A 15,272-nucleotide genomic window follows, 5' to 3' on the forward strand; every position below is an offset into this window, starting at 1 on the left:
GAGGAATCCTTACAGAGACTCAGATGGCGGCCTTGGCGCGCGCGATCAGGCCATTGGTCGAGCTGTCGTGCCGGGCCGGCTGCACGTCGCCGTTGAGCTCCGCCTCGATCTTCTTGGCCAGCACCTTGCCCAGTTCGACGCCCCACTGGTCGTAGCTGTTGACGTCCCACAGCGCGCCCTGCACGAAGACCTTGTGCTCGTACAGCGCGATCAGGGCGCCCAGGGTGGCCGGGTTCAGGTAATCCATCAGGATGGTGTTGCTCGGGCGGTTGCCCGGGAAGGTCTTGTGCGGTACCAGGCGCTCGATTTCTTCCGCCGGCTGGCCGGCCAGGTCGGCGCGTACTTCAATCGCGGTCTTGCCCTTCATGAAGGCTTCCGACTGCGCGAAGCAGTTGGCCAGCAGGGCCGCGTGGTGGTTGTGGAACTCGTGAGCCGGGCGCAGGGCGGCGATGAAATCGATCGGTGTCACGTCCGTGCCCTGGTGCAGCAGCTGGAAGTAGGCGTGCTGGCCGTTGGTGCCGACGTCGCCCCAGATCACCGGGCCGGTGTCGTAGTCGGTGATGGTGTCGCCGGCGCGCGTGACGCGCTTGCCGTTGCTTTCCATGTCGAGCTGCTGCAGGTAGGCCGGGAAGCGGTTCAGGTCCTGGTGGTAGGGGGCGATCGAGACCGAGGCGCAGTCGAGGAACTCGCGGTTCCAGAAGCCGACCAGGCCCAGGATCATCGGCAGGTTCTGCTCGATCGGGGCGCTGCGGAAGTGCTCGTCCATGGCGTGGGCGCCGGCCAGGAAATCGCTGAAGTAGCCGAAGCCCACGCACAGCGCGACCGGCAGGCCGATCGCCGACCACACCGAGTAACGGCCGCCGACCCAGTCCCAGAACGGGAACATGTTGGCCGGATCGATGCCGAAGGTCTTGATGGCTTCGACGTTGGTCGACACCGCCACGAAGTGCTTTGCCAGCGCTTGTTCAGCCGACTGAGCCGGCGCGTTCTGCAGGAACCAGGCGCGGGCCGTGTTCGCGTTCATCATGGTCTCGGCCGTGGTGAAAGTCTTCGAGGCGATGATGAAGAGGGTGGTTTCCGGGTTCACGCGCGACAGCGCCGCGTCCATGTCGTGGCCGTCGACGTTGGAGACGAAGTGCATGCTCAGGCGCGGATGGGCGAACTGGCGCAGCGCCAGGCAGACCATCTTCGGGCCGAGGTCGGAGCCGCCGATGCCGATGTTGACGACGTCGGTGATCTCCTTGCCGGTGTAGCCCTTCCACGAACCGTTGCGCACGCTGTCGCTGAAGGTCCGGATATGGTCCAGCACGGCGTGCACGTCGCCGGTCACGTCCTGGCCGTCCAGCGTGAAAGGCTTGTTGCGCGGCGCGCGCAGGGCGGTGTGGAGGACGGCGCGGTTTTCCGTCAGGTTGATCTTCTCGCCGGCAAACATGGCGTCGCGCAAACGCTCGACGCCGCGCTCGCGCGCGAGTTGCGCCAGCAGTTCAAGCGTGCGCCCGTCCAGACGGTTTTTTGAATAGTCTAGGAACAGCCCGGCGGCCTCGCAGGAGAGGCGTTCGAAGCGCTGCGGATCCTGTGCGAACAGCTCGCGCATCTGCCACTCCCGGGCCTGGGAAGCATGGTTACGGAGCGACTGGTAGCTGGTGGTGCTGGTGAGAAGAGGTTGGCGCATAGGTAGTGGTGACGACGGACGGTATGATGTCATTTTGTGCAGGTTATCGAATCATACAGGAAGTGGGCGTAAAATCACTACAAATTGTGTTCGAAGTTGCGTGAGCGTGGTGCTCACCCTACGGCAGGGCAGGCACACCGTGCCCGCGATCAACACCCGAATTCCCGAAGGCTGCAATTGAAAGCGGGGCGCCAGCATGCGCCCGCTCGCATTTTGTAGTAAAATTTCAGAAATCCAATTCATAAGGAACGATCATGGCGGTGCATCCCGTAGTAGAGAAGGTGACCCAACGCATCATCCAGCGTAGCCGGTCCTCGCGCCAGGCTTACCTGGCGCACCTGGACGCGGCGCGCGTCAAAGGTGTCCAGCGCGGGACGCTGGCGTGCACGAACCTGGCGCACGGCTTTGCGGCATTCCCGGCCAGCGACAAGCTCAAGCTGCGCGAGCAGAAGCAGCCGTCGGTGGCCATCGTTTCCTCGTACAACGACATGCTGTCGGCCCACCAGCCCTTCGAGTACTTCCCGAAAGTGATCAAGGACGCGGTGCGCGACGTCGGCGCGGTGGCCCAGTTCGCCGGCGGCGTGCCCGCCATGTGCGACGGCATCACGCAAGGCCAGCCGGGCATGGAACTGTCGCTGTTTTCGCGCGATACCATCGCGATGTCGACCGCCATCGCGCTGTCGCACAATATGTTCGACGCCTCGCTCTACCTGGGCATCTGCGACAAGATCGTGCCGGGCCTGCTGATCGGCGCGCTGCACTTCGGCCACATCCCGGGCATCTTCGTGCCGGGCGGCCCGATGACCACCGGTATCTCGAACAAGGAAAAGGCGGCGATCCGCCAGCGCTATGCGAAAGGCCAGGCCACCCGCGAAGAGCTGCTGGAAGGCGAATCCGCGGCCTACCATGGCGCCGGCACCTGCACTTTCTACGGCACCGCCAACAGCAACCAGATGCTGATGGAGATGATGGGCCTGCACCTGCCGGGCGCCGCCTTCATCACCCCGGGCACCCCGCTGCGCGATGCGCTGACCCGCGCCGCTGCCCAGCGCGCCGTCAAGATCTCCCAGCAGGGCGGCGAGTACATGCCGATCGGCCACATCGTCGACGAGAAGAGCATCGTCAACGCGATTGCCGCGCTGCACGCGACCGGCGGCTCGACCAACCACACCATGCACCTGATCGCGATCGCGCGCGCAGCCGGCATCGTGGTCGACTGGAACGATTTCGACGAGCTGTCGAAGGTGGTGCCGCTGCTGGCGCGCGTCTACCCGAACGGCGATGCCGACGTGAACCACTTCCAGGCCGCCGGCGGACCGACCTTCGTGATGCGCGAACTGCTGGATGCCGGCCTGGCCCACGACGACGTCAACACCATCCTCGGCCGCGGCTTGCGCGCCCACTGCAAGGAACCCTTCCTGGACGGCGACCAGGTGGTCTGGAAAGACCTGCCGGAACAGAGCGGCGACGAGGCCGTGCTGCGCAAGCACACCAACCCGTTCAGCCCCGATGGCGGCCTGATCCTCGTGCAGGGCAACCTGGGCCGTGCCGTGATGAAGGTCTCGGCCGTCAAGAAGGAACACCACATCGTCGAGGCGCCGGCCAAGACCTTCGATTCGCAGGAAGACTTCATGCATGCGTACAAGGCCGGCCATCTAAACACCGACTTCGTCGCCGTGATCCGCTTCCAGGGCCCGCGCGCCAACGGCATGCCGGAACTGCATGCGCTGACCCCGGCGCTGTCGAACCTGCAGGACGCCGGCTACCACGTGGCGATGGTCACCGACGGCCGCATGTCGGGCGCGTCCGGCAAGGTGCCGGCGGCGATCCACGTGTCGCCGGAAATCCTGGCCGGCGGTCCGCTGGGCCTGGTGCGCGACGGTGATATCATCCGGGTCGATGCGACCGCCGGCACGCTCGAGGCGCTGGTGCCGGCCGACGTGTGGGCATCGCGTAAGATGGCCACGGCCGACCTCAGCAGGAGCCACATCGGCATGGGCCGCGAGCTGTTCGAGGTGTTCCGCAAATCCGTCACCGCAGCCGAGGAGGGCGCCGCCCACTTCCCGCTGCCGTCGCTGATCGACACCACCGTCCCTCTGCATGAAGGCACCGACAGTGGTGAGATCATGCCGGGTTCCGACGAAGATTTCCTGTTCCGCAAATCCACCGCCAAGTGAAAGCAAACGATGAGTACTGATATGAGCCTGCTCGACATCATGAAGTCGGCCGTCGTGATCCCGGTGATCGCGATCGACGATCCGGACCACGCCGTTCCCCTCGCCAAGGCGCTGGTCGCCGGCGGCATCCGCGTGCTCGAGGTGACCCTGCGCACCAGGCACGGCCTGGAGGCGATCCGCGCGATGGCCCAGGTCGAAGGCGCGATCGTCGGCGTCGGCACTCTGACCCAGCCGGAAGAATTCGCCGCTTCGCGCGATGCCGGTGCAGTGTTCGGCGTGTCGCCGGGCCTGACCCCGGCCCTGATCGAGGCAGCGAAGAAGAGCGGCCTGCCGCTGCTGCCGGGCTGCATGACCCCGTCCGAAGTGATGGCGGCGCGCGAAGCCGGCTTCAAGCAGCTGAAGCTGTTCCCGGCGGTGCCGGCGGGCGGCGTCGGCATGCTGAAGGCGATCGGCGGCCCGCTGCCGGACGTGACCTTCTGCCCGACCGGCGGCATCTCGATCGAAACCGCGCCGCAGTTCCTGGCGCTGAAGAACGTGGCCTGCGTGGGCGGCTCCTGGCTGACCCCGGCGGACGCGATGAAGGCCGGCGACTGGGACCTGATCACCGACCTGGCCAAGTCCGCGTCGAACCTGCGCGCCGCTGCTTAAGGTCCGGTCCGGGTCCGCATGGCGCGCGGGTTGACCCCGGGCGAGATCGCGATGGCGTCGCTGCTGTTCGGCGGCGCCATCGACTACGGCCGCGTGCGGGTCCACGACCGCCGCTATCTGCCGCTGCAGCCGAAGAACTGCGCGATGTCCCCCAACGGCAGCATCTACTTCCACCGTTCCTGCTTCCTGCCCGACTACAGCTTGGGCAATCCCACCGTCATCCACTGGTTCATGCATGAGATGGTGCTCTTGTGATAGTTTGCACACAACCACGGTCTTGACCTTTTGCAATGTAGAGTTTTCTTGTCGTTATTGCATTTTCATGCAATCATCGTTTGTTTATGGCAACGGTATTTTTAGCTTGCTGTTTCACTCCACTTTTCTAAGGTTCAAACTACCGATGATTCTTCAAATTGTAATTACATCTTTGGCGCTCACGTTTTCCGCTGCTGTAACGGCTACAACGCTGACTTTCGATGAACTTGTGCCACTTAGTTTTATTGGTGCCTCTTATGAATCGTCGGGATTTGTATTGACGGGAACACCCATGCCAAATAGGCCTTTTTATGACTCTGAGTTTCGTGCACAAAACGTTCTGACTAGAGATGGAACGACTTCAACGGGGCTTTTTATGGGTGGTCCTGCTTCGAAAATCAATCTCAATGAGAGCACAGGCGCACTATTTAATGCTATCTCGATAGACCTTGACGAAAGCTGGGTATACCAATACAGTCAATATGGAATGATGCCGGAACCCGTTTCCTTCACTGGAACAAAGGGAGATGGAACGAAGGTTTATGCCAAGTACTCATTCACCGGCATACCGAATAGTGAAACGTTTGTATTTGGGAATGAGTTCCAGAGTCTTCAATCTTTGCAGTGGGCGCAAGGAGCGATAGGTCATACCTTTGACAATGTGAATGTCGAATTAAGCTCTAGTGTTTCGGAGCCATCCACTATGTGGCTATTCTTGCCGTTAGTAGCTGCACTTTCGTTATGGTCGTGGAAGCGGAATCATGCGGGAAGCGTAAGTGCCTAGCCTCTCTAACTCTCTCATGCGGCTGGCAGCTTCGCTAGCTAACATAGGATGGTGCTCTTGTGTTAGTTAGCACATCACGTAGTTTGCGCTCCTTAACTTCGGGCGAAATAGCAATGACAGCGTTGCTATTCGGTGAATCAATCGACTATCAACATGTTCGCATTCATGCGCGGCGTTACATGCCGTTCCAGCCGAGGAACTGCTGTATGACGCCCAACGGCAGCATGTACTTTCATCGATCCTGTTTTCTCCCCGATTACAGTTCCGCGGCTCCACATCTGGTGCATTGGTTTTTTCATGAAATGGTTCATGTATGGCAACATCAGATCGGGTACGCAGTACGTCTGAGGGGTGCTGTGCGAATTTGTCTGCCATACGATTATGAACTATCGCCCGGTAAGACGCTGGCCGACTACAATATGGAAGCTCAAGCCGAAGTGTTGGCCGATTACTTCGCACTCAAGTACCTGAATTCTCCAGAGGTAATGCGTCAAAAACGCTATAGAGGCAGATTGTCGCTGTACGAACAGATATTGGCGGGCTTCTCTGCTAATCCTGCTAGCATCGCGAATCTGCCCCGCGATTGGGGTCGTTGCTTGCTATCGCTCAAAGGCTGGCGAGGAAGTCGATAAGATCATATTCATCTGCTTTTGCCCAGTTATGACGCTCGCATAATCCAACAAGCCTATCTTCCAAATCATAAGTACTAATTTTGTCAAATACCCCGCCTTTAATGCCATCACGTATATTGCTGACAATGTGCGTGTCTTCGTCGCGGAAGCCAAATCCAATGATTGCCAAGTTATTTTCTGCGTAAGCCTGTCGGTCATTGCCCTTGGGGTCGCATAAGGTTTTAAAACGACTATTGTAAAACGATAACGCAGTATTCGAAGCAATAATTCCTCGTTTAACCTGCTGATCGCCTACGACAATCACAGGCCATTGGTACTCTTCATCGACCTGTCTGCTCCTTTTGTTAATTTTGTTTGGTTTGTAACGTAGGTCGCCATGTAGGTGAAAAATCTTTATTTTGGCATCTTGATTCTTTTTGAGTCCGCTTTTTCCCCAGTAGTCAGTGCATATCCCCATTCTGCGGTAATTTGGGCCTAAAAGCATGTGGTCGAAAACGCTATCGAAGTTCAGCGTAAAGTAGTTTATCGAGTCATACTGGGCTGCAAGGCTTTCAATCGCTGGCTCGAATTTCTTTAGGGTGCCTAGCAACTCGTCAAGTGGAATTGTTAAACTTTGCTCAATTTGTTGAAGCGCGTTAGCGATGGAATCCTGAATATCACTGTGCCTAAATAAATCGGCAAAAGCTTCCTCGTTCATCTTGAAGCGTTTCAAATCGCTCTTGATTTTTCGCATTGCTAGGTTAACGGTAAGTAAGCCGCCCAGTATGAAATCGAACGAGTCGGGCGTGAACATGCGTTGAATATCATCGCGAATCTTTCGATAAACACTCTGACTAATCTTTTGATAAGTAAAACCTAGTAAATCTTTTGCGTCTGGGCAAGAATTAGAAATACCTATATTGATGCCTGCTCCGCTGATAATCGTTAGCTGTCGCATTGCCGTCCTTTGTCGTAACTGAACTCGTGTGTACCTATAATTTTGCCACAAACGAGGGTTTTCCGTTCAATATCTGGTAACTGCGAGGAGTGGTTGCGTTCCTTAACACGGATGGCTTAGCGGTAAACGGGCAGCTGTTGCTGATAAAATATACAACATGCTCAGGAATGGTCTGGAGTCAAAATCATGCAAGGAGGATGGAATGTCTAGTCATGCTCCGCTGTCAGGTTGCTAGGATTGATAATGTCGATATGCGCTAACTGTACACAAAACAAACATTTAAAACGGATCATTGAAGCTGAAGGGGGCGACGATTACTGCTCTGTATGTAGGAGTCAGCAAAGCAAGGTTTTCAATATCGAGCGTCTAGCCGATCTCATTGGGCCGATAATTACAGAGTTTTTTCGGCCTGAAGCGAAGAATCATGACTCGGATGATGAAGGTTATTATCCGGGTGAGCCTAATGCCTTTTACCTCGATGAAGTAGTATTTGCAATTCTAAAGCAGGATGTGGATTTTCGTGACGAGTTAGCTGAAGCAATTGTCGATGCTCAAAAACTTCGAGAGGATGGTGACGGACCTTTCCTTCTTGACTTAAGCACATCATATGCACCAGTTTCGATGCGAGCTGGGCCTGACTATTTCACGCCGAGATGGAATCTTATAGTTGAGGAGTTAAAACATAAGCGTCGATTTTTCAGTGACTCGGTTCGTAAATTTTTCAATGGAATCTTTGCTGATCTAGATGATATAACAACTTTTCAACTTGATCCGTTTAAGTTTCAACGTGTAGTACGGGAAGAAGTAAGTGGTTTTAAAGTTTATCGGAGCAGGATAATTCATTCCGAACAAACTAAGGCCGTGCTCGATAACCCCTATAAGGAAGTTGGTCCGACGCCTAGAGCTAAAGCGCGTGCGGGGAGGATGAGTGCTGAAGGAGTCGTAGCACTATATTGTGCGACAGAAGCAGATACCGCAATAGCAGAGTTGCGCCCAGCTATCGGACAAGTTGTTGCCGTTATCGAACTTCAGTTCGCAAGGCCACTGCGACTGCTCGATTTCGTACGCTTGGAGCGTGCCCTAGACGACGGATGGGATGCATTTCTTGATCCTAATTTCAGAACTGCACGGGAAACTAGGCGGTTTTTGCGAAAACTACATACGCTTATTTCTCAGCCGATCGTTCCAGGGAATGAAGCGGAATATCTTGTAACTCAAACAATGGCAGAGTATTTGGCTCATGTGCACCCGTACAAGTTTGACGGTATCGTATTTCGCTCGGCACAGCACGCAAAAGGTACTAATGTAGTTCTATTCGCTGACCACAATACGGTGGAAGATGTTGAGACATTCCCAGTGGAATACACTATAGGGAGTGTCGTATTTCACCAAATTGAGCAGGTTAAATACTCACATAAAGTATTACTTCGGGACACCCAACTTTCATTGTGGCAAGAGTCAGAGTAATTGCAGGGTACTACCTATACAAGGACGAGGGTATGTGTTCACACCACCCGAAGATCTGGAATTAAGTCTCAGCCGAATTTGACTTTAAAAATGGAAAGTGTTATCTACGGTCACGAAGTCGAGAGAGCGAACGTGGCACTTAACACGAGTGGATGCGAGGTCGAATTAGGCGAGTCTGGCCGTAAAATATCCGAGTGGGTTTGGCGAGGCCGCTTAAAGGCCCAAGTGGGTGCTAGTGCTGAGTTTTGGGGCGGTATGTGTGTTGCGAGAAATGCCCGGAAATGCCTGCTATCGCTTCTTAGATTAGTCCTCAAGCCGGGCTAGCAAATTTGCTACCGAAGTCTTGTGCCATGCCTTGTCGCGTGGAGTCTTGAAACCGTCGTCATTTAAAGCTTTGGCAATCGCTCCAAGCGACTTGATACCTTGGCTTACAAGGTGCTCGATAACTGGCTTAAGGTCGGCTGCGTGAGCGTTTGCTTTTTCTTTGATTGCTTGCACGCCTGCTACGTTGCCCTTGCCAGCACGTTTCAAGGCTGCTGCGCCGTTCGGGTTGCCCAGCTTCGTTCCACGCTTCTTGGCGACTGCTAGAGCCTCCTTGGTACGCAATGAAATGGATTCCCTTTCCTGCTGGGCTACAACTGCCAAAATGTTTACGGTCAGGTCGTTGGCATCTGCATTGTCGGCTGCAACAAACTTCACGCCCGAGTCTTTCAAGGTCAGCAGAAAGGCTGCGTTGCGGGACAGGCGATCCATTTTAGCGATAACCAGCACCGAGCCAGTAACTTTCGCCAGATGCAGGGCTGCAAGCAGTTCTGGCCTGTTGTTGCTGCGCTTGCCGGATTCGACTTCTACAAACTCCTTAAGGATACGGGCATTACGGGAAGCAGCATACGCCTTAATGCGGTCCTGTTGCGCTTCCAGGCCCAAGCCACTGTCACCTTGACGATCCGTACTTACCCTGCAATAGCTCACGATTTTCATTCGGTTCCTCGAAGGTATAAAATTGCGCAATGTTCGTTAAACAATTCTACCTTTGTTAAAGCGTTTACAATGGGCGCTTGGCTGAGTCCCACGTAAGGATCGGCAGCTTTTCCCGATGAGCTGGCAAGTTGAATACACTTAAATACCAAACGGCAGACAAAATGACAGGAGGGAGTTTGGAGCAGAAATACTTATTACAGAGCTTCGCGATGGACAACGTCCCCCCTTGGAAATGCCCATCTTGCGCTGGCGGCAGGTTGAAGGTTGTCGGAAGCTTCTCTCTGCATAAGGACGCTGCCACGCAGCAAAGTTGGGGTGAGGAATGGTTTGACGCGGAATATGCTCACTATGTTTTCACCGGGCATCTTCAATGCGCCTCATGCAGTGAAAATGTTGTCGTCTGTGGCGACGCAGGTATCGAGGAAGATTACAGTGACGGTGACAGAAGCTATTACAACGTGCTCACGCCAAGGTTCTTCTACCCTCCGCTCAAGATCATCGAGCCAAACACAAACGACAACGTTCCCGAGGACGTGACTGCGTTCTTGGAAAAGGCATTTCAAGTCTTCTGGTGTGACGCCGACTCATGCGTGAATCGGCTGCGCACCGTGTTAGAGCATTTGTTAGATGACTTGAAGGTTGATCGTACCAATGCGAAGGGTGAGCGCCTCGACCTTGCGAGTCGTATCAGCAAACTTACCGATCCTAAGTACAAACAAATCAAAGCTGCCATGACAAGTATTCGACACATGGGCAATGATGGAAGTCATGGCTCAGTTGGGATTGAACGACGCGAACTTCTCTCAGCGTTCGGAGTCGTGAACTATTGTCTTGAGCAGCTTTATCCCAAGGTGACAGACCACACTGAGGTTTTACAGTTTGTGGAAACGGTGAACAAACAGAAGGGCTTCCGTCCAAAGTAGTCGGTTAGGGCAGGTGTGCTGGTCAGTATGGATCTGCGGCTGTCGAGTGTCTAGAAAACTCGTGGCGATTCAATTTTCCAACTCTACTTCGTAGTATTTGATGGGCTTTCCGTCGCTGTCTGCTCGCATGAACTCGAGCCTGGCCTTCGGGATCGTCCGCCCTGCTGAGCAAGTCTGCATGAGGATCGGGGACGAGAGGTCAGCGAGCTTGCTGAGCGAAATGATTTTTTGCTCGCACCGCTCAGCCGTATGTCCGCCAGCGGTGGATGCTGTGGCGCTTCTGGGCTGCTTCACACCGAAAGAGGCGCTAGTTAGTTCAATCCACCCAGCGTGATTCGAGTCTGCGGACTCTCCCTTGATGCCGTCGATTTGCAGATAAGCGTCGATCATGTATACCTCCGTTGCAAAGTTGAACGGGGATTCTTGCTTGCTTGCCCAGGTATGGCCTTGGCAGGAGTCAGTAGGGATAGCGAAGCGCATCAACAACCCCATTTCTGGCTGGCCAGATTATGGATGAGTGATAGCGAGCTCGCACCCGCTAGTCAAGCTTAATCGCGCTTGCGCCCAATCAACCCCCAGGCGAGCCCGCCAACGTAGGCTTTCCCGCGTACGTTCGTTCCCAGGCGAGACCGTCATGCGATTCCCACCCCTTCTCTGCGTGCTGTGTATCCTCGTGCCGGCTGCGGACGCCGCGGCCCGCATCGGCGCGGCCGAGGTGCGTGAGGGCCCGCGCGGCGGTCCGTGCTTCACCATCAGTCCGCGCGAAGACCGCGAAGGAACGCCGGACTTCCACTCCGTCACCGTTTCGGACGGCCAGCGCCCGCTGTGGAAGATGACCATGCCGCCCGAACGCACCTTCCCGCTCCGTTTCTCGATGTGCGTGCCCTACGGCGGGCAGGTCGCGTCCCTGCCGCGCACCAGGGCGGCCACACTGGAGCCGGGCAGGGTCTATTACCTGCGCATCGAGGCCAGGCCCGGCAAGCTCCGCGGCACCGTCCAGGCCTACGAGGCGCGCTTTTGCCTGGCAAAGCAGCGCGACGGCAGCGCCGCCGTGCACCAGATCTGGGATGGCGAGCGGCCGGGCAAGCGCCTGTTCGGCTGCCTGCCGCCGGAGCAGTGACTAGTCTTCGGTACGTCCGTCCGGGCGGTCGTATTCGTAATGCCTGGCGAGGGGAAAAGGCGGCAGCCAGGATTCGCGGCGGACGGTCCACAGTTCGTAGGTCGGCCTGAACTGGTCCGGCTTGTCCAGCGCCCTCAGGTAGACCTCGATTTCTTCCCCGCTTTTCGCGAACACCAAAGAGCCGCAGTGCGGGCGGAAATGCCTGCCGCCATAGGCGCGCCTCGCCTTCGATGTCCACCGCCTGTTCCGGGAAGATCGCGGATGCGTGAAAGACGGCGCCGTGATGCTTGCGGCAGTCGAGGCAGTGGCAGAGGCCGACACGGTAGGGCAGCCGCCGGTGAACTGGTCCACGATGTGTCTCCTGTATCTCGCCCGATCCCTCAGGGGCATCAGGGCTTCCGGACTTCCTCGTAGGTGCTTAAACGGATCTGGAGGAAAGCCAGGATGAGGACGATCGTCATCTCCCAGAAAATATCCAGGTCAATATGGATATGAAAGAGCAATCCCATCAAGCTCCGGCTCATGAAATAGGCCGGCAGGATGAAGTTGGTCAGCTTGATTTTCACCTTCAGCTCGGCAGCGCAGGTGAGGCATTTGACCCGGCCATCGAATGGCGGAGACAATTGCGTCGCACCCGAGATCGACAGGTCGCCGCAATGCGGACAGCGATACATGGCATCTCCCTTGGTGGGTTGTCAGGGAACCGGCTCCCATCCGGTTCTCGTCCAGCGCAACAGCGCCGGCGAGAGCGGCGCCGGCACCTTTTTCATGACGTCGTTTACCAGGGCGCGCAGGGCGTCGATGGCTTGCGGCGACTCTTCACCGACATAAAAAATAACATCCCGCGCGGGCGCCGCAACGATCAGGGTGCCACCCTGCGCTTCCGCCAGCGGCGCCCAGCTGTCGTGCAAGGCCAGGCGGCTGGATTCGTAGGCGTCGCCGGTGAGGTCGCCGATCTGGCCGTGTTTCGCCACGCGCGCCTGCGTCATCAGGGGCGCGAGGGTCCGGACCAGATTGTCTCGTCCGAGCTGGACGACCTGCTCCGCGCTCAACCCCAGTTTCTTGAAGTCGTCCTCGTTCAGGGAACGGGTGGTGCGGGGCGAATCCAGCACGGGCATGACCACCAGGCCGCCGCTCAGGGGCCAGCTCCGCACGGTTTTTCCGGTGGCCGCGGCCGACTGCTGCAGGTACGAGCTCGGGCGAACGGCAAGGCGCACGTCTTCCTTGCGGGGCGGCGCATTCATATCCTTGATGACTTGCGCGACGCCCTGTACGTAGCGGTCGATCTCGCCCTGGCAGGCTGCGGCATTCGCGCCGCAGAAACCGAAAACCCGGTCCAGATTGGCCTGCAGATCCCCTACCTTCAGGGTCAGCGGGCCTTTGATCGTGACCGCCTGGCCGGCCAGGGGCTGAAGGCGCACTTGCGCGGCGACGTATTCCGTGAACGCGGCTTCAGCGGTCGGGATTTGCTGTGCAGACGCATTCGCCGTCGCCGCCAGCGCGGCCAGCAGGATCGCGGGTTTCCAGTTTCCGATCATGAGCAGCTCCAGTCGGCCTGCCTCAGCCCCGCCGCGCCGCCTCGATGGCCGCGACATCGATCTTCACCATGCCCATCATCGCTTCGAAGGCCCGCTTGGCCGCCGCCGGGTCCGGGTCGACGATGGCTTCGGACAGCACGCGCGGCGTGATCTGCCACGACAGGCCCCATTTGTCCTTGCACCAGCCGCAGGCGATTTCCTGGCCGCCGTTGCCGACGATGGCATTCCACAGGCGATCGGTTTCTTCCTGGTCTTCGGTGGCGATCTGGAAGGAAAAGGCGTCCGTGTGCGGGTGGCCCGGACCGCCGTTCAGGCCGAGGCAGGGAATGCCGGCCACCGTGAACTCGACCGTCAGCACATTGCCCTGTTTGCCGGCAGGGTAGTCGCCCGGCGCGTGATGGACCGCCGTGACCGCGCTGTCCGGAAAGGTGGCGGCGTAGAACTGCGCCGCTTCCAGTGCATCCTTGTCGAACCACAGGCAAATCGTGTTCTTGCTGATCATCCTCGTCTCCTCAGGGGTGAAAAAATGCCGGCTGGGTAGGGTGCTTCTTGTGTTATTGTTGGCAACAATTCGTGGCACGCCAGTCTAGCAGTCTTCTGTCCGGCAAGGCACTGTAAGTTCTTGCAGGCCGGCGTGTTCGAGGTATCACGGTTCCCTTACCTGGAGAGCAGGGTGGCGCAGCAGTTCGGCATGGATGGACATCAGGATTGGCTGCACGGCCTGGCGGAAGCGCGCAGCGAGGCCGCCTTGCTGGACCTGCTGGCAAAGGCGGCCGGGGAACTCGGCTTCGATTGCTGCGCGTTCGGCATGCGCCTGCCGCTGCCGTTCTCGAACCCGCGCACCATCATGGTGAACAATTACCCGCAAGCCTGGCAGCTGAGATACCAGTCCGAGCATTACATGAAGGACGATCCCACCGTGGCCCACGGCATGACGTCGACCCGGTCCCTGCTGTGGTCGGAGGCGCTGTTCGCATCCAGCCGCGCGCTGTGGGAAGATGCGCGCGCCCATGGATTGCAGATCGGCTGGGCCCAGCCGACGCACGACCTCAAGGGTGTCGCCAGCCTGCTGACGCTTGCCCGTTCGGGCGAACCCATCGCGCACAGCGAATACCAGGCGAACTCGCAGAAGATGCACTGGCTGGCCCAGGCGGCGCATGCGGCGCTGTCGAACATCCTGGCCGCCAGGCCGGATGGCGCGGCCTCGATCAGGCTGACCGAGCGCGAGGTCGAGGTGCTGCGCTGGGCCGCGGACGGCAAGACGGCCTCGGAGTCCGCCGAGATCCTGGCGATCTCGGAGCGCACCGTAATCTTCCACATCGATAACGCGCTGCGCAAGCTGGGCGCGGCCAACAAGACGGCGGGTGTGCTGAAGGCGGCGATGCTGCGGCTGATCTGAGCTTCGCCCGCATCCGGTAGAATGGCGGCATTTCTCACCTACCAACAACACCATCATGACTCAGGACGAACTCAAGCAGGCGGTAGCCCGCGCCGCCATCGACTATGTGGTCGACGGCGAAATCATCGGCGTCGGCACCGGCTCGACCGCCAATTACTTCATCGACGAACTCGGCAAGATCAAGCACCGCATCAAGGGCGCGGTCGCGTCGTCGGAAGCCACCGCCGCCCGCCTGCGCAGCCACGGCATCGAAGTGCGTGACCTGAACGAGGTCGACTCGATCTCCGTCTACGTCGACGGCGCCGACGAGATCGACGCCTCCGGCGCCATGATCAAGGGCGGCGGCGCGGCCCTGACGCGCGAGAAGATCGTCGCCTCCGTCTCGAAGAGCTTCGTGTGCATCGCCGACGGCTCCAAGCTGGTCCAGACCCTGGGCAAGTTCCCGCTGCCGGTCGAAGTCGTGCCGATGGCGCGCGCGTCGGTGATGCGCAAGCTGGCGGCCCTCGGCGGCCAGCCTCGCCTGCGCACCAAGGCGGGCAGCGATGAAGCCTTCGTCACCGACAACGGCGGCCACATCATCGACGTGGCCGGCCTGTCGATTACCGATCCGGTGGCGCTGGAAACGGAAATCAACCAGATCGTCGGCGTGATCGCCGTCGGCCTGTTTGCCCAGCGCGGCGCCAACGTCTGCCTGCTGGGCATGGCGGAAGGCGTCAAGACCCTGAGCTTCTGATCCGGA

General features: G+C 58.2%; 16 protein-coding genes and 2 pseudogenes. 9 read left to right on the plus strand and 9 right to left on the minus strand.

Going from position 1 to position 15,272, the window contains the following annotated elements; translation table 11 throughout:
- Positions 1–19 precede the first annotated feature (19 nt).
- Complete coding sequence (pgi, locus tag AC1DOP_RS18670) at positions 20–1,672, minus strand: glucose-6-phosphate isomerase (protein ID WP_477252699.1); 1,653 nt, start codon at positions 1,670–1,672, stop codon at positions 20–22.
- 254 nt (positions 1,673–1,926) lie between these two features.
- Here pgi and edd point away from each other — a divergent pair, with 254 nt between their 5' ends.
- The 4 genes from edd to AC1DOP_RS18690 all read left to right on the plus strand — a co-directional run bounded on the left by edd (position 1,927) and on the right by AC1DOP_RS18690 (position 5,536).
- The gene (gene edd / locus AC1DOP_RS18675) at positions 1,927–3,849 is read left to right on the plus strand and encodes a phosphogluconate dehydratase (RefSeq protein WP_477252701.1); all 1,923 of its coding nucleotides are present in this window, start codon (positions 1,927–1,929) and stop codon (positions 3,847–3,849) included.
- A 21-nt stretch (positions 3,850–3,870) separates the two neighbouring features.
- Complete coding sequence (gene eda / locus AC1DOP_RS18680) at positions 3,871–4,497, plus strand: bifunctional 4-hydroxy-2-oxoglutarate aldolase/2-dehydro-3-deoxy-phosphogluconate aldolase (protein ID WP_477252764.1); 627 nt, start codon at positions 3,871–3,873, stop codon at positions 4,495–4,497.
- A gap of 18 nt (positions 4,498–4,515) precedes the next feature.
- Positions 4,516–4,752, plus strand: a complete 237-nt coding sequence (locus tag AC1DOP_RS18685; RefSeq protein ID WP_477252703.1) for a hypothetical protein — start codon at positions 4,516–4,518, stop codon at positions 4,750–4,752.
- Between the two features lie 67 nt (positions 4,753–4,819).
- Entirely contained in the window at positions 4,820–5,536 is a 717-nt protein-coding gene (locus AC1DOP_RS18690) for a hypothetical protein (protein ID WP_477252705.1), read from the plus strand.
- 606 nt (positions 5,537–6,142) lie between these two features.
- Here AC1DOP_RS18690 and AC1DOP_RS18695 read toward each other — a convergent pair.
- On the minus strand, positions 6,143–7,105 hold the full coding sequence (locus AC1DOP_RS18695) for an SIR2 family protein (RefSeq protein ID WP_477252707.1): 963 nt from the start codon (positions 7,103–7,105) through the stop codon (positions 6,143–6,145).
- A gap of 243 nt (positions 7,106–7,348) precedes the next feature.
- On the opposite strand from AC1DOP_RS18695, the gene AC1DOP_RS18700 reads away from it, so the two are divergent.
- Positions 7,349–8,572 (plus strand): RES family NAD+ phosphorylase, encoded by a 1,224-nt coding sequence (locus AC1DOP_RS18700; protein WP_477252709.1) that lies wholly within the window; start codon positions 7,349–7,351, stop codon positions 8,570–8,572.
- Between the two features lie 303 nt (positions 8,573–8,875).
- Here the strand turns inward: AC1DOP_RS18700 and AC1DOP_RS18705 are convergent, their stop codons facing one another.
- Positions 8,876–9,553 carry a recombinase family protein gene (locus AC1DOP_RS18705; protein WP_477252711.1) on the minus strand — a complete coding sequence of 226 codons (678 nt, stop codon included), beginning with the start codon at positions 9,551–9,553 and terminating at the stop codon, positions 8,876–8,878.
- Positions 9,554–9,681: 128 nt separating this feature from the next.
- On the opposite strand from AC1DOP_RS18705, the gene AC1DOP_RS18710 reads away from it, so the two are divergent.
- The gene (locus tag AC1DOP_RS18710; protein ID WP_477252713.1) at positions 9,682–10,476 is read left to right on the plus strand and encodes a DUF4145 domain-containing protein; all 795 of its coding nucleotides are present in this window, start codon (positions 9,682–9,684) and stop codon (positions 10,474–10,476) included.
- Between the two features lie 72 nt (positions 10,477–10,548).
- Here the strand turns inward: AC1DOP_RS18710 and AC1DOP_RS18715 are convergent.
- Positions 10,549–10,866, minus strand: a pseudogene (locus AC1DOP_RS18715) (Hcp family type VI secretion system effector); the annotation flags it as partial.
- Positions 10,867–11,110: 244 nt separating this feature from the next.
- Between AC1DOP_RS18715 and AC1DOP_RS18720 the strand changes: the two are divergent.
- Positions 11,111–11,596: a hypothetical protein gene (locus AC1DOP_RS18720; protein WP_477252715.1), complete on the plus strand. Its 486-nt coding sequence runs from the start codon at positions 11,111–11,113 to the stop codon at positions 11,594–11,596.
- On the opposite strand, the gene AC1DOP_RS18725 is transcribed toward AC1DOP_RS18720, so the two are convergent.
- The 5 genes and pseudogenes from AC1DOP_RS18725 to AC1DOP_RS18745 form a co-directional block, all read right to left on the minus strand.
- Entirely contained in the window at positions 11,597–11,770 is a 174-nt protein-coding gene (locus AC1DOP_RS18725) for a hypothetical protein (protein WP_477252717.1), read from the minus strand. It lies immediately after the preceding gene.
- A gap of 88 nt (positions 11,771–11,858) precedes the next feature.
- Positions 11,859–11,963, minus strand: a pseudogene (locus AC1DOP_RS18730) (hypothetical protein); the annotation flags it as partial.
- A 22-nt stretch (positions 11,964–11,985) separates the two neighbouring features.
- Positions 11,986–12,270 (minus strand): LIM domain-containing protein, encoded by a 285-nt coding sequence (locus tag AC1DOP_RS18735; protein WP_477252719.1) that lies wholly within the window; start codon positions 12,268–12,270, stop codon positions 11,986–11,988.
- 21 nt (positions 12,271–12,291) lie between these two features.
- The gene (locus AC1DOP_RS18740; protein ID WP_477252721.1) at positions 12,292–13,134 is read right to left on the minus strand and encodes a DUF1444 domain-containing protein; all 843 of its coding nucleotides are present in this window, start codon (positions 13,132–13,134) and stop codon (positions 12,292–12,294) included.
- Between the two features lie 22 nt (positions 13,135–13,156).
- The gene (locus AC1DOP_RS18745) at positions 13,157–13,636 is read right to left on the minus strand and encodes a VOC family protein (protein WP_442122444.1); all 480 of its coding nucleotides are present in this window, start codon (positions 13,634–13,636) and stop codon (positions 13,157–13,159) included.
- A gap of 132 nt (positions 13,637–13,768) precedes the next feature.
- Between AC1DOP_RS18745 and AC1DOP_RS18750 the strand changes: the two genes are divergently transcribed.
- On the plus strand, positions 13,769–14,533 hold the full coding sequence (locus AC1DOP_RS18750; RefSeq protein ID WP_477252724.1) for an autoinducer binding domain-containing protein: 765 nt from the start codon (positions 13,769–13,771) through the stop codon (positions 14,531–14,533).
- A gap of 55 nt (positions 14,534–14,588) precedes the next feature.
- Positions 14,589–15,266 carry a ribose-5-phosphate isomerase RpiA gene (rpiA, locus tag AC1DOP_RS18755; protein ID WP_442122446.1) on the plus strand — a complete coding sequence of 226 codons (678 nt, stop codon included), beginning with the start codon at positions 14,589–14,591 and terminating at the stop codon, positions 15,264–15,266.
- Positions 15,267–15,272: the final 6 nt, after the last annotated feature.

Source organism: Massilia sp. 01N410 (genome assembly GCF_056399665.1).

Bases quoted from the DNA above. Each gene is read 5' to 3' on its own strand.
- edd (WP_477252701.1), top strand. From the start codon at position 1,927: ATGGCGGTGCATCCCGTAGTAGAGAAGGTGACCCAACGCATCATCCAG.
- AC1DOP_RS18705 (WP_477252711.1), bottom strand. From the start codon at position 9,553: ATGAAAATCGTGAGCTATTGCAGGGTAAGTACGGATCGTCAAGGTGAC.
- AC1DOP_RS18690 (WP_477252705.1), top strand. From the start codon at position 4,820: ATGCAATCATCGTTTGTTTATGGCAACGGTATTTTTAGCTTGCTGTTT.
- AC1DOP_RS18720 (WP_477252715.1), top strand. From the start codon at position 11,111: ATGCGATTCCCACCCCTTCTCTGCGTGCTGTGTATCCTCGTGCCGGCT.
- pgi (WP_477252699.1), bottom strand. From the start codon at position 1,672: ATGCGCCAACCTCTTCTCACCAGCACCACCAGCTACCAGTCGCTCCGT.
- AC1DOP_RS18740 (WP_477252721.1), bottom strand. From the start codon at position 13,134: ATGATCGGAAACTGGAAACCCGCGATCCTGCTGGCCGCGCTGGCGGCG.
- rpiA (WP_442122446.1), top strand. From the start codon at position 14,589: ATGACTCAGGACGAACTCAAGCAGGCGGTAGCCCGCGCCGCCATCGAC.
- AC1DOP_RS18745 (WP_442122444.1), bottom strand. From the start codon at position 13,636: ATGATCAGCAAGAACACGATTTGCCTGTGGTTCGACAAGGATGCACTG.
- AC1DOP_RS18700 (WP_477252709.1), top strand. From the start codon at position 7,349: ATGTCGATATGCGCTAACTGTACACAAAACAAACATTTAAAACGGATC.
- AC1DOP_RS18735 (WP_477252719.1), bottom strand. From the start codon at position 12,270: ATGTATCGCTGTCCGCATTGCGGCGACCTGTCGATCTCGGGTGCGACG.
- AC1DOP_RS18685 (WP_477252703.1), top strand. From the start codon at position 4,516: ATGGCGCGCGGGTTGACCCCGGGCGAGATCGCGATGGCGTCGCTGCTG.
- eda (WP_477252764.1), top strand. From the start codon at position 3,871: ATGAGCCTGCTCGACATCATGAAGTCGGCCGTCGTGATCCCGGTGATC.
- AC1DOP_RS18695 (WP_477252707.1), bottom strand. From the start codon at position 7,105: ATGCGACAGCTAACGATTATCAGCGGAGCAGGCATCAATATAGGTATT.